The sequence below is a fragment of the Staphylococcus edaphicus genome (genome assembly GCF_002614725.1).
Classification (GTDB): Bacteria; Bacillota; Bacilli; order Staphylococcales; family Staphylococcaceae; genus Staphylococcus; species Staphylococcus edaphicus.
On sequence record NZ_MRZN01000028.1, the window covers coordinates 15,790 to 27,712 of the forward strand.

Consider the following 11,923-nt stretch of genomic DNA (forward strand, 5'->3'; position numbering starts at 1 on the left):
TAAATATAAATATTCCACAAAATCAAAACACTTGTTCTTCAGCAACAATACTGTATACTCTAGTAAAGTTCTTTTAGGAGGTAGTTTAATGGAATTAAATAAAATAGTTGAAGAAAGTATGAAAATTCGCGAAGCGTATCATGCTTTAGAAGAAAAACATCATGGAAGAAAGTGGAACATTCAAGAAGATGCCTTGGCTATGTCCACGGATGTTGGTTTAATAAGTAGACTGATAATGGATGAAGCTAGTATTTGGCCAACTAAAAAAGATGACACGTATAATTTAGAATATAAAATCGGTGAAGTTGTGTGGTGGTTGTCAGTTATATCGGATAAAAGTGACATAGATTTAAGTAAAGCCGTTGAGAATTTTATCCAGAAAAAGCAAAATGATTTTAATATTGAGTGAGTTTTTTATAACCTCTATATTTAACAGGACTGATTTTCACATCAGTTTTGTTTTGTATAGAGACATTTATTATATCCCTTGAACTGCTTTTAATAATCTACTTCAGTTTATAATATAGCTACTGTCAAAACAGCGTAACTCCATTGTTGGATAAAGAACCATATTAAATATTAACTTATCATTGAAATCGAATCATTGATCATATCTTAAAATAGATTTATCTATTTTATTTATCTCTAGTATTGTTCGGGCATCATCTTAACCTCTAACACTAAAATATGACGCCCCTTCTGATATGCGTGGCTTAAGAAATTCACGTGGTGTGTTATGATAATCTATTACATTGTTCACCAAGATTCATTATTTTCATATAATTACTTTATGGCTAAAACAGCATACACAGTTCGTGCTTAAATAAAAACATCAATTGAATAGGTTTATTTAAATTTTAGCTTTAAGACACTTACTTATTTTCTTTTAGAGCTCCTTATCAAATAACAACCTAAAAGACCACACGATAAAATAAATAGAAATATCAACATTTCAGATCTCCTTGTTAATAAAAAGTTTTTCAGTGTTAAATTTAATAAAAGACTATAACCACTCACTGACTTACATGGTTAGCATAATCATAATTAAAATAAACTACAATACATTCGCCATGATAATTAATGGTAAGACACAAACAATAGCTAATATAGTAAAATAGAAACTGTTTTTGTAGCTCACCTTTTTATCACTTTTACTTATTATTTTATAGATCTCAGTTAACCAAAGAACCAATGCAGAAATGCCAAATACAACAAATCCTATGCCAAATACATAACCAAGAATATCTAAAAACATAATTATTGCCTCCTTGTATGTGATATACAACTATAATAACAAAAACTAATAGTTGTATAGCTAACATAGTTGTCACATTAAAAACATTGCTAATTCATGTATAATCACTAATTTTATAAAAAACAGGGCAAGCACATAAGTGCCAACCCTTGATATTCATTAAATATTATATTCAATGATTCAACTTCAACCCAGTAGTTGTCATTAACTATTATTTGCGGTTCGGTTTTAAAATATAAAAATAGTAAACAAAAAATATTACAATTGCAGGCGGCAAACTTACGGCTAATGTTTTTATGAATTCATTACTAAGCAAAATGAGTGTTTTGAAAAAATGAGCATTCATTATATCATCAATACCAATTTCTGTTGGTCTAAAAAGAATTGTTAAAAATGTGATTATTAAGAAAAATACTACTGAATATTTTAAACTCTTTTTTAATCTCATAATTCACCTCTTTTGCACTAAAGTCATCGTTTGCCTAGTATTATTTAAATACTGTTTCAAACTGACAAATATTGTTCCGATAGCCTGCGATTTACATTAGAAGAAACTGTCCTTAGCGAATAGCTTATCGAACATCTAACTTACCCTACTAGCGTTTACTGTATGCACTTTATATGAATACCCTTCTGTCAACGATATAAATATAAACTACGCTTTGTGCTATCCAACTCGACAATGTTTTTAACTCAATATAACTTTTGGTGTGAATGTTGGATTTACTAATTAAACACTACACCTTCGCTTGGATAGGCTTATATCATTATTTACCCTTACCTTTTTAATAATTAATTAGGTAGCCAATCATTTTAAATTCAATTTATTAATCATAGACTTTAATAATACAATTTGACCCATATGTCGATTAGTATGAATAATAGAAAAATGAATAGACTCATTAAAATTATTCATAACAATGTCTGAATCTTTAAGAACAATAGGTTCATTTCTACTTTTATTTAATTGTTTTTCCAAACTATTTAATATTCTATCAAGTTGTTCGTTTAATAATAATTTCAACTCGTCAAAAGAGGGCTCATTTCCATCAAAATTTAATGGTGATGTCCCCCATAGAAAATATTTTGCAGCACTTTGCTCTAATGCATTTTCTCCATTAATAGTTTCAAATACCAGAAAATCATTTAGCAATATTAAATGACCTAATTGCCATTTAATATTATTATTAACACTGTCTGGTTGAAGTGTAGCCGTCTTTTCATCAATATCTTTAATATGCTTATTTAATAATTTATACGAATCTTGAAATTGGTCTCTAATCACGTTTAATCCCCCATTATTTTGCTTTATATTATTATAATATACATATTATTTTATCACAGTTGTTTCGCTTAATTATATCTTAAGGATATGACAACGATTATTTTATCACACACTATATGTGACACATTTAAATGATAACTTTCATCTATTTGTTCTTGTATAGAGCATATCTTTTAACTGATAACAGTTGCAGTGTATTTTATAAGAAATTCATATGCACTTACTTTAGGTATGTATAGATATAATAAATTAGCACTTCACTGTTATCTATATCCACCAAGTAACGTATACTATCCCTTTTAAAATAACTTTTCAGATGATTCAAAGGAATATGGTGAATCGAAATGCCTTACTATAATAATCATCTTAAGTTAAGTGAGTTTTTTTGTATTTGGGCAAAATTGATACAACAAAAATAAAAAGCCCACAACCACATGGGTTGCAGACTCTATAATGGAGACGGCGGGAGTTCATTAAAGCGTTTATGTATACATTTAAAAGTCGCTATAAGTATTGTCATATCAATGTTTATATTGCCTTACCGATTGGGTGTATAATGTTAAAATTGCAAAAACAACATATTTTTGGGGCAACATATACGTATTCATTACCTTATGCGTGAGATTTATATTCGCTAAATAAATGTAGTTGAAATTACAAAAATAAATTATCAACTACAATGATTTCACACAAATAATATTTTATCTTTTTATGATGTTATTTCTCATAAAATCCTAAAATATATTCATTTAAATCATTTTCATTTTTGAAAATCATTTTTTCATAGTAAAGTTTAACTTCAGCTAAGATCTCTTTCAATTCATCCTGTGCATCATTTACTATTCGATTTATTTCATCAAAATTTTCTACTTCAAGTTTTATTTTTTCTTCCTTATATTCACCTTCTTTTTCATAGATGTAATTTTCACTTTTTCCTATTTGAAAAGAAGAATAATCAGGGTCATAATTTTCATTTATATACTTTGTTAAATTTTCTTCATTTTTTATTGTATCTAATATAGTATCTTCATTTTGTATGATTTCAATTCTACATTCAACAAAATTCACTGAATTATCTCTATTTGGTTTAAGAAAGACTTTGTTAAAATTATCATATTCCTTAAGTTTCAAATGGTTTCTATCAACATCTTGATTAAATTCTTTACGTATTTCTTTATAAATAATTTCTTCATATTTGTCTAGCATTTTATTCTTGATATTTTTTACATAATTATTTAAATAATGAAGTTTAATTCTATACAATTCAAAAGGATAAAACACACTATGAGATAATTCACCATCATATTTCTTCCCGCGTTCCATTACTTCGTTATGTAATTTATAAACAGAAATTTTATAATGTTAAAATTCTAAGACATTTGATAATTCTCTTTTATTATGTACTTTCTTGATTAAAGCTTTATCTATGTTCTCATCAAAATCTTTTAAAAAATTTCTATTATTAATAGAATACATTTTTAAATCTTCCATTATCATTTGATTTCTAGATATTTTACTTGCTTTTTCCCCTGATATTTTTGCACCTAAATAAGCACCTCCAAATGTAGCAAAAATTCCAATAAAACTAATAGCAATTGTGTAACCTTCCAACTTATTTTCAGTATCTATATTACTTAATATGTAACCGACCGTAAAAATGAAAGCGAATATGATTAAACTGACTATACCAATAATTGTTATATTTTTTTACTAGCTAACCTATTCAAGTATTATTCACCTCTTAATTATTGTTTTATAATTATCTTCTAAAAATCAATATAATGCAAGTTAGTTATATATAGTATTAACTTTTATCACAAATTGCTAACCAATTAACGTACATTAAACGATCTAAAAGGAAGATCTGACATTCACTCTATGCTGCATTGAGAAATATATACATATAGTTGTCCGTTTGATGTTCAATACCTATTCATGCATTTCGATCTTATTCTAAATTTTTAGAGAATCCAGATGATTTATTTTCAAACCCATTACTTTTATAAAAACTATGCGCATTATCTCTTTCTTCTCTATTACCACTATTTAAAGTAATTACTTCACATCCTAATTGAGTTGCTAAAATTTCTGACTCTTTTAATAAAAGTGTTCCATAACCTTTTTCTCTATAATTAGAATTTATAACAAATGCTAGTAAACGCATATACTCACCATTCTTTTCATAGAACATCATTTTGCACATACCACTCAACCCGATTATCACATCATCTTTTATTAAAAGTAGCAAATAATAATCTTCATGACTGTATATCTTTTTCAAACGATTAACTAAATCCTCTGTTATTGTTGGATAACCTAAATCTTCATATAAAACTAGTAATTCTTTAATTTTGTTTAAATCGTGTTCTTCAAATAACCTTGCTTCTATTGTCATAATATAACCTACTTATATATAAAATTTCATATGTGGTTTTTCTTCTTTATAATAATTTAACCTATCTTGTAATGTACCAGTATGTAATTCTAACTTGTGTCCGTCTGGATCAGTGAAGTATATTGATTGTTTATCTCTTAAGTCTCTACTGCGCCCTTCTAATATATTCACATTATTATCTTTTAACCACTGATACCATTTATCAAATTCACTATCATCAATTGTAAAAGCCATATGCATATACGAGTATTGAATTTCATTTCTTGGTGTATCTTTTTCTTCATTAAGCGCTAGCCACAGACCACCTATAGTGAAATACGCTGTTTTATCACTTTCTACTAGAATATTAGCTTTTAAAATATCTTTATAGAAAGTTATGGATTGTTTAATATTTGATACTGAATAAGTAACGTGGTTTATAGATTGAATCATACATTATCACCTCGTATTAGAAATTTAGTTATTAAAATTTTTTCTATATCCATAAAACATTCTAAATCCCTGCTTTTCATAAAATTTCGATGAATGTTTTGTTGCTAATAAGTCAATTCTTGTATCTGGATATTTTTTATGTAAGTAATTTATCAACTCATTACCTATGCCCCTACCTCTTTTCTGTTCTATTATAAACAACTCACAGATAAACAAAGTCGTGTAACCGTCTGTTATACCTCTAATAAATCCTATAACATTACTGCTTTTATCAACTGCAACAACTGTTAAAGAGTTTTCTAAAGATTTTCTATACATTTTTTTATTTTCAAAAAGATTTTGCCACCCTTCTCGCTTAATCAATTCATTAATTTGTTCCCAATAACGTGAATGAAATTCTACTAATTTATATTCTACGATAAAAGCACATCCTTACTTTATAATTCACAGAATATTCTAACATAAAAGTAAAAAGATACTCACTACTTAAAATTATTGCTCACTTTAACAAATAGTACTGCGTAATTTTTTATCAAAATGCAATATAAGTATATTCATGAATAATATCTTTAATCATAATTTTTTGTTATCACTATTATTTTTTAGGTATAGTACAATTAAGTTGATATTTAATAACATTGCCAACCAATTACTTAATGGTTACTTAATTCAATTTGAGCCATTACGTGTGTTTGAATATAAAAAATTAACAAAGGGGAATTTTAATGTCTGAAAAATTGGGATTTCGAGAAAATATGACGGAAGTTGAAATAGTTGGTCTATATAGAAAAGATAACGATGTTCAAAAATTTTGGGGAGATTTAGATATAAAAAGAAAAAAAGAATTCATCAAATTGTATAAATCAAACAAAAGAGAATTTGATAGAAAATAAGAAGCTGAAATTTTAAAAATAAATCCTGGTTATAAAAATCACTTTTTAGAAAAAGAAAACGATAAATTAATTAAGTTTTTTGTAAGCCAAGGTATTAATTCCCCCACTGAAACGACCTTAGACGCGTTTATGAAACAAAGAGTTGATGCAAATTTCGACAAAGTTTTAAATTCTTTAGGTATGTTTACTACTAACAGAGAAAAGCAAGCTCAATACAATTATTACGTAACACAACAAAAACAAAATTTTATTGAAATAGCTCAAAATGATAAAATTATTAAACAAAACGATGAAATTATTAGCTTATTGAAAAAAATATCTAATAAATAAAGGAGAAATTATATGAAAAAGTTTTTAGGATTGTTATTGGTAAGTTCATTAGTTTTGGGTGCATGTGGAAACAACGACGAAACTAAAAAAGACGACAACAAGAAAGAAGCGAAAGCACCAGAAAAAGATAAGAAGAAAGATGATAAAAAGTCTAAAGAAGAAGAAAATAAAAATACTTCTGAAAATAGCAATACACATGAAACTGTCCAATCAGAAGAAAAACAAAACATTGAAGAACAACCTAGTCAGGAACAAGTTCAACAAAATTCACAAGAGCAATCACCTGTACAACAAGAACCAACTGAACAAGAAAAGATTGAAGCTAATGCCGAAGTAGCTAAACAACATGGTTTTACAGGTTTACCTAATGGAGATGCAGGTCTCTTAGAACCATCAGATGAGTATTATTCAAATGACCAATTAGATCCTAACACCGGTCTTCCTATGGATGATGCAGTTCCACATAAAACTGGTGAGTAATCACACGGGCACCATACTGTGCCCTATATATTTTTACCTTTTTAGGAGGAAAATGGATGGAAAATTTAAGTGACAAATTAATCAAGAAATGTATAGAATCATTTGTTATGGGTTTAGAGGTTTACAACAAACCGACAATTCAATACAGAATAGAAGGTTTTTCCTTTTTTATATGTAATGCATGGGAGTTAATGTTAAAAGCAGAGTTACTCAATCGTGGTGAAAATATATATTATGAAGATAATCCTGAACGAACAATTAATTTGAATAACGCAATTAAATTAATTTATCCAGATGAGAATACACGTATACGCTTAAATTTGGAAAAGATTGTAGACTTGCGTAATATTAGTACACATTTTATTAAACAATAATATGAAATTAAATATGCACCATTGTTCCAAGCGTGCGTAATGAATTTTATCAACGAAACTATTAGATTTCATAATGAAGATGTATCAGATCACATCACTCAAAACTTCTTAACTATTTTAGCTAGTTACGAACCATTGAGCAATGAAGAAATAAAACTTAAATATCCGCCTGAGATAGCTGAAAAATTTATAAAAGAAACAAATGAAATAGACGTTTTGAGTAAGGAATATGGATCAGATAAATTTTCAATTGATATTAAACAAAACTTATATATAACTAAGAAAAAAGAAGATGCTCATTTTCTTGTTTCTGTTCATAAAGACGCTGATAATAAAGTGGAAATTGTTAAAGAACATAAAGACCCTTCTGACACTCATAAGTATTCGTATACAAATGTAATAAAAGCAGTTTCAGAAAGATTAAAGAAAAAGAAAATAACTATAGATTATCCAAAAGGGTTTAACCAGCATGTTCTAAACTTAATAATTGATTTTTATGATATTAAAAACGAAGTGAAATACGCATATAAACATAAAATTGGTAAACAAGAATCTTATACTTATTCACAGCAATTTATAGATTTTATAGTTAATGAAATTAAGAAAAAACCAAAAAAATTTGTTGAAAGTCTTAAAAACAAAAAAAGATAACCCCAGGCACATAGGAATGCTCAGTGCAAATGCACTTACCCCATTTTGGGACCCAGCGTTTATCCTTCTCGAGTTATCTTAATTACATTATAAGCCACATCTACTTGTAATTCAATATTTTTCTGGACAGTTCTCTACTGTCCTATATATTTTCATCTTTTTTAGGAGGAATATTTTTAACTTGATTAATCATTTTATATAAAATTTGTCTTTTTAACTTCCTGAATTGACACGTAAAACAACCCACCTATTCATTTAGGTGGGCTTTGGCGTATTCGTATAGTTTCCTTACTGTGTGCAACCTTGCATTTTCAAGTTTCGTATTTCCATTTCTCAAGTCTTGAACTGTTTGGTATGGTACGCCAGTATTTTTAGAAATTTTTGAGCCATTTTCCTTTTTAAAAAGAGTTTGAATTTCTTCAATTATTTCATCGAAGTTTGTCATTTTTTACCATTCCTTTTATCTCTGTACATTTTTAATATAACTAAAGTTGTGGCTAATGTAAGTGCAGCGCTTGTATAAGAATTACCGACAAATAAGTTTATCCATAATAAAATAACTAAAGTGATCGCAATTGTTTTCATATATACAACATGTTAGAATTTATATAGGCAAGCTCCGAAGGGCTATTACCTATTTTTCTTTATCGTCTTTCAGTGCTTTGATGACTGCCATTGTCGAAACCACTGTAAAGGCGATATTTGCTATTCTTTCCAATTTCTCTAACATGTTTTCCCTCCCTTCTTTATATATTAATTATAACACGGTTAATCGTGATTAACGACACTTATTTACACATTTTTTCAATTTTTTTATCTCCACAATATCTTTCAAAGCTAACTTACAAATTCCAGTTTCTTCATATAAATGTAGTATCTGTGCATATGGGTCTACTTTGTGTATATAACCCTTTTTACTTTTGATATAACCACCTTCAAAATAACGCAACTCAATTGTTGGGTCGCGATACATTTTAAATATTATCTTATCGTTTAAATCATTCAATTAATCATTGCTTAAAATAGGTTTCTCTATTTTGTTTTGGTCTTTTAAGATTAATAAACTATGTGGTAAATTCGACTAACTTTACTATTTAGACATAAAAAATAAGGTAGACACTCGGGGGAATGCCTACCCTATCTACGTGTAAATATTATGACAGCACATGTATTTTTTAGTTAATATAACACTGTTATATTAAAAAGGCATGCTTGGAAGCAATGCCTTTGAGTATAATTGAGTAGACATTTGATTGCCTACAATCATATTATTACCCTTGGTTAGTATTGTGAAACATTTGTTCAATAAAACAGGACAAGCACTTGACGGTGCCTGCCCTAACTAATAAATCTATTTTCTAATAACTTTCATTACTATTGAAACAATTAAAATTAAAACAATCGCTCCAATTAAAGCTGGTAAAATAGGAACGCCACCTAATACTGGTCCCCATGTGCCTAGTAATCGGCTTCCAAGTGCAGAACCAATTAATCCTGCAATAATGTTTCCAATAATTCCACCTGGAATATCTTTACCTAATATTGCTCCTGCTAGCCATCCAATTAGACCGCCAACAATAATCATTAATATAAATCCCATATAAAAACTCCTTTTCTAAATGCATAAAAAACAGTTCACCATTTTATCTTTATTTAAACAATGCTTGAAACAATATAATTACTTAAAATTTTGATTTAACAAACTTAACTATGAGAATTTCTTAATTTGAAATAGGGCAAGCACATAAGTGCCTATCCTAAACAGTATTATTAGAGAACACTCTATTAAGGAATGGTAAAACTTATTCTAGTATACTAAAATCATTTTATTATTTATTGATTTCAGTAAATACTAACAGTTTGAAATTATATTGCAACGCTTATTAAAAACCCCATTTTACTTTACATTATATTGTTATGTTAGTTATATAATTCAAAGAAGGTATTCATTATGAACAAATATACGAAGTTTACTAGTACTGTTTTAGCATCAATATTTACGTTATCTTTAGCAGGTTTACCAATGGCGCAAGCGAATGATCCAAACGAGAAGAGTATTAACCCTGCAAAACAATTAGTAAAAACTAATAATATCTCAAAAGATGCACAACGAGAAGGAGATCACAATGTTAAATATTTTTCAGATCAAGAATTAAAAACAGAATTAGATAAACAAGACTATAATACTAGTGGTTTTGAATCAACTGAAAGTGATAATGGCATTAATACTTATGCTGCTAAAAAAGGTGGAGTAACAAAAGCAGTATATGGTAAGGGTAAAAATGCAGATATAGTAGATGCTGCGGGTGCTTTAGACAGAATAATTGGTGGAGGTACTGGTGGTTTTATTGGTTCCTTCGCTGGCCATATAGTTTCTACCTATGGTGGCAAAGTAATTCCTAAAAATGGTATCATTGTAAAAGGAAATGTTGACGGTAATATTAGAGATTTAGTAAACCAATAATAATCGAGGTGTTTTACATGACTAAAGCTTTAAGTGTATTATTAACAGCAATTTTATGTTCAGTATACGCCCTTGTGATATTTTTTCTAGTATCTAATAATGCTTTAAGCACAATACTTTTACCAATTGGTTTATTTATTATAATTTATGGTATTAGTATGTTTGAAAAGAACTTATCAAAAAAGAATAAATGATTATTTAAAAAGAAAAAGTCTTGAATATAATATTTGGGTCTTTTCGTAATTATCTATCCTTCCAACAATCATATCACTCTACTTAAACACTTTTTCATTTCATTATAATTTCTAACCTCTATTTCACGACTAATACCTTTTTCCTCTAATAATATCAATATTTTCTTAACAATTTTCAATTTCTTTAAATCTTTTCCTATCCATTAAACTTAGCGTTTTATAATTCTGTATTAAATAATCTCTAATCATTTTTCTTTCTTGTAATCTCAAGGCATTATCTCCCGCAAATTTTGCACCTAAATATGCGCCACCAAATGTAGCGAACATTGCAAATAAAGCTATTGAAATTTCTAAACTACGATTTGAACTTTCAGTTAAATTCGTATTAAATATAGCTGCTTCTTCAAATACCATAAACAGTAGTAACATAACACCTAAAATACTGCTTATCATAATAATGAATTTTTATCTTTCATAACTTCCTCCGAATTATTTCAATATTGCTTAATTATCTTTTAAAAGTCATACTAATACAAGATGTATTTTAAATTAAAGTCACTATATAATATTTATTTACTATTAGTCATTATTGGCAAAACGGCTTTTACTTTTTCGAGTATTAGGATGAGGGAATGATTCATTCTCCCACCTTATTGCTATAAGGATAGGTGAATTACTCATGTCAAAATCTCGGAATAGGAATAAACAGGTAAAACTCAAAATTAAGTTCTAATAGTTATAACTTTGACATTCACTCTGTGATGCATCGAGAAATGAATAAACATATAGTTTATTAGTTTGATGTCCTATAATTAAATATTACTCTAAATAAATGTTCTAATATTCCCCATTTTAAGTTTCCTCAAAATAGAATTGCTAACTAAAAAAAATTACTCTTCGTTTCATTAATTTACTTCAAATGAGTCGACTAAAAATTCAAAATCCGTATTCATTTCAATATTCTTACTTTTTAATTTCGTTACATTAGTTTGTGCAGCTTCACTTACTTCACCCTCAAATGCCCCATCTAACGCTTGTCCCGTACTATTGATGACTTCAATGATTTGTTGAATATCATTTTTATGTGATTCTACATCTGATTTTGCTTGCTCTACCATATTTTCTGTTTCTGATCGCATAGCTTGTTTTAATTGTTCCAGTCTCGCCAAT

At 27.9% G+C, this 11,923-nt stretch carries 19 protein-coding genes and 1 pseudogene; 8 read left to right on the forward strand and 12 right to left on the reverse strand.

From position 1 onward, the window contains the following. Nucleotides 1–88: 88 nt before the first annotated feature. Entirely contained in the window at nt 89–409 is a 321-nt protein-coding gene (locus BTJ66_RS12465; protein WP_099091264.1) for a nucleoside triphosphate pyrophosphohydrolase family protein, read from the forward strand. Between the two features lie 645 nt (nt 410–1,054). On the opposite strand, the gene BTJ66_RS12470 is transcribed toward BTJ66_RS12465, so the two are convergent. From BTJ66_RS12470 to BTJ66_RS12505, 7 genes are all read right to left on the reverse strand, one after another. Then, nucleotides 1,055–1,255 (reverse strand): hypothetical protein, encoded by a 201-nt coding sequence (locus BTJ66_RS12470; RefSeq protein ID WP_099091265.1) that lies wholly within the window; start codon nt 1,253–1,255, stop codon nt 1,055–1,057. Nucleotides 1,256–2,063: 808 nt separating this feature from the next. Continuing rightward, on the reverse strand, nt 2,064–2,540 hold the full coding sequence (locus BTJ66_RS12480; protein WP_099091267.1) for a DinB family protein: 477 nt from the start codon (nt 2,538–2,540) through the stop codon (nt 2,064–2,066). Nucleotides 2,541–3,257: 717 nt separating this feature from the next. Next, nucleotides 3,258–3,803 carry a hypothetical protein gene (locus tag BTJ66_RS12485; RefSeq protein ID WP_153043337.1) on the reverse strand — a complete coding sequence of 182 codons (546 nt, stop codon included), beginning with the start codon at nt 3,801–3,803 and terminating at the stop codon, nt 3,258–3,260. A gap of 99 nt (nt 3,804–3,902) precedes the next feature. Further along, nucleotides 3,903–4,151 carry a hypothetical protein gene (locus tag BTJ66_RS13705; RefSeq protein WP_099091269.1) on the reverse strand — a complete coding sequence of 83 codons (249 nt, stop codon included), beginning with the start codon at nt 4,149–4,151 and terminating at the stop codon, nt 3,903–3,905. A 337-nt stretch (nt 4,152–4,488) separates the two neighbouring features. Further along, nucleotides 4,489–4,935: a GNAT family N-acetyltransferase gene (locus tag BTJ66_RS12495; RefSeq protein ID WP_099091270.1), complete on the reverse strand. Its 447-nt coding sequence runs from the start codon at nt 4,933–4,935 to the stop codon at nt 4,489–4,491. 12 nt (nt 4,936–4,947) lie between these two features. Continuing rightward, a complete protein-coding gene (gene fosB, locus BTJ66_RS12500) occupies nt 4,948–5,367 on the reverse strand; it encodes a FosB/FosD family fosfomycin resistance bacillithiol transferase (RefSeq protein ID WP_099091271.1) in 420 nt (139 codons plus the stop codon). A gap of 24 nt (nt 5,368–5,391) precedes the next feature. Beyond that, complete coding sequence (locus BTJ66_RS12505) at nt 5,392–5,730, reverse strand: GNAT family N-acetyltransferase (RefSeq protein WP_099091272.1); 339 nt, start codon at nt 5,728–5,730, stop codon at nt 5,392–5,394. A gap of 362 nt (nt 5,731–6,092) precedes the next feature. Here BTJ66_RS12505 and BTJ66_RS13580 point away from each other — a divergent pair, with 362 nt between their 5' ends. The 5 genes and pseudogenes from BTJ66_RS13580 to BTJ66_RS14005 all read left to right on the forward strand — a co-directional run bounded on the left by BTJ66_RS13580 (nt 6,093) and on the right by BTJ66_RS14005 (nt 8,095). Continuing rightward, the gene (locus tag BTJ66_RS13580; RefSeq protein WP_161940560.1) at nt 6,093–6,260 is read left to right on the forward strand and encodes a hypothetical protein; all 168 of its coding nucleotides are present in this window, start codon (nt 6,093–6,095) and stop codon (nt 6,258–6,260) included. Between the two features lie 129 nt (nt 6,261–6,389). Further along, entirely contained in the window at nt 6,390–6,590 is a 201-nt protein-coding gene (locus BTJ66_RS13900; protein ID WP_238597641.1) for a hypothetical protein, read from the forward strand. Nucleotides 6,591–6,602: 12 nt separating this feature from the next. Further along, entirely contained in the window at nt 6,603–7,070 is a 468-nt protein-coding gene (locus BTJ66_RS12515; RefSeq protein WP_099091274.1) for a hypothetical protein, read from the forward strand. A gap of 56 nt (nt 7,071–7,126) precedes the next feature. Beyond that, nucleotides 7,127–7,645: pseudogene (locus BTJ66_RS14000) on the forward strand (DUF3644 domain-containing protein); the annotation flags it as partial. A 135-nt stretch (nt 7,646–7,780) separates the two neighbouring features. Continuing rightward, nucleotides 7,781–8,095, forward strand: coding sequence for a hypothetical protein (locus BTJ66_RS14005; RefSeq protein ID WP_338014384.1), 315 nt, complete (start codon nt 7,781–7,783; stop codon nt 8,093–8,095). Nucleotides 8,096–8,342: 247 nt separating this feature from the next. Here the strand turns inward: BTJ66_RS14005 and BTJ66_RS12525 are convergent, their stop codons facing one another. The 3 genes from BTJ66_RS12525 to BTJ66_RS12535 form a co-directional block, all read right to left on the reverse strand. Continuing rightward, complete coding sequence (locus BTJ66_RS12525; RefSeq protein ID WP_099091275.1) at nt 8,343–8,540, reverse strand: hypothetical protein; 198 nt, start codon at nt 8,538–8,540, stop codon at nt 8,343–8,345. 333 nt (nt 8,541–8,873) lie between these two features. Further along, nucleotides 8,874–9,101, reverse strand: a complete 228-nt coding sequence (locus BTJ66_RS12530; protein WP_274521120.1) for a YolD-like family protein — start codon at nt 9,099–9,101, stop codon at nt 8,874–8,876. A 345-nt stretch (nt 9,102–9,446) separates the two neighbouring features. After that, nucleotides 9,447–9,695 (reverse strand): GlsB/YeaQ/YmgE family stress response membrane protein, encoded by a 249-nt coding sequence (locus BTJ66_RS12535; protein WP_099091277.1) that lies wholly within the window; start codon nt 9,693–9,695, stop codon nt 9,447–9,449. Nucleotides 9,696–10,118: 423 nt separating this feature from the next. Between BTJ66_RS12535 and BTJ66_RS12540 the strand changes: the two genes are divergently transcribed. Together BTJ66_RS12540 and BTJ66_RS13585 are read left to right on the forward strand one after the other, a co-directional pair. Continuing rightward, nucleotides 10,119–10,559 carry a hypothetical protein gene (locus BTJ66_RS12540; protein WP_238597644.1) on the forward strand — a complete coding sequence of 147 codons (441 nt, stop codon included), beginning with the start codon at nt 10,119–10,121 and terminating at the stop codon, nt 10,557–10,559. 17 nt (nt 10,560–10,576) lie between these two features. Next, the gene (locus BTJ66_RS13585; protein ID WP_161940561.1) at nt 10,577–10,753 is read left to right on the forward strand and encodes a hypothetical protein; all 177 of its coding nucleotides are present in this window, start codon (nt 10,577–10,579) and stop codon (nt 10,751–10,753) included. A 165-nt stretch (nt 10,754–10,918) separates the two neighbouring features. Here the strand turns inward: BTJ66_RS13585 and BTJ66_RS12545 are convergent, their stop codons facing one another. Together BTJ66_RS12545 and BTJ66_RS12550 are read right to left on the reverse strand one after the other, a co-directional pair. After that, nucleotides 10,919–11,206: a hypothetical protein gene (locus BTJ66_RS12545; RefSeq protein ID WP_099091279.1), complete on the reverse strand. Its 288-nt coding sequence runs from the start codon at nt 11,204–11,206 to the stop codon at nt 10,919–10,921. Nucleotides 11,207–11,658: 452 nt separating this feature from the next. Further along, nucleotides 11,659–11,922, reverse strand: a complete 264-nt coding sequence (locus tag BTJ66_RS12550) for a hypothetical protein (RefSeq protein ID WP_238597645.1) — start codon at nt 11,920–11,922, stop codon at nt 11,659–11,661. Between the last annotated feature and the right edge of the window lies 1 nt (nt 11,923).

Bases quoted from the DNA above. Each gene is read 5' to 3' on its own strand.
- BTJ66_RS12465 (WP_099091264.1), top strand. From the start codon at position 89: ATGGAATTAAATAAAATAGTTGAAGAAAGTATGAAAATTCGCGAAGCG.
- BTJ66_RS12470 (WP_099091265.1), bottom strand. From the start codon at position 1,255: ATGTTTTTAGATATTCTTGGTTATGTATTTGGCATAGGATTTGTTGTA.
- BTJ66_RS12495 (WP_099091270.1), bottom strand. From the start codon at position 4,935: ATGACAATAGAAGCAAGGTTATTTGAAGAACACGATTTAAACAAAATT.
- fosB (WP_099091271.1), bottom strand. From the start codon at position 5,367: ATGATTCAATCTATAAACCACGTTACTTATTCAGTATCAAATATTAAA.
- BTJ66_RS13580 (WP_161940560.1), top strand. From the start codon at position 6,093: ATGTCTGAAAAATTGGGATTTCGAGAAAATATGACGGAAGTTGAAATA.
- BTJ66_RS13900 (WP_238597641.1), top strand. From the start codon at position 6,390: ATGAAACAAAGAGTTGATGCAAATTTCGACAAAGTTTTAAATTCTTTA.
- BTJ66_RS12515 (WP_099091274.1), top strand. From the start codon at position 6,603: ATGAAAAAGTTTTTAGGATTGTTATTGGTAAGTTCATTAGTTTTGGGT.
- BTJ66_RS12525 (WP_099091275.1), bottom strand. From the start codon at position 8,540: ATGACAAACTTCGATGAAATAATTGAAGAAATTCAAACTCTTTTTAAA.
- BTJ66_RS12535 (WP_099091277.1), bottom strand. From the start codon at position 9,695: ATGGGATTTATATTAATGATTATTGTTGGCGGTCTAATTGGATGGCTA.
- BTJ66_RS12540 (WP_238597644.1), top strand. From the start codon at position 10,119: ATGGCGCAAGCGAATGATCCAAACGAGAAGAGTATTAACCCTGCAAAA.
- BTJ66_RS13585 (WP_161940561.1), top strand. From the start codon at position 10,577: ATGACTAAAGCTTTAAGTGTATTATTAACAGCAATTTTATGTTCAGTA.
- BTJ66_RS12545 (WP_099091279.1), bottom strand. From the start codon at position 11,206: ATGATAAGCAGTATTTTAGGTGTTATGTTACTACTGTTTATGGTATTT.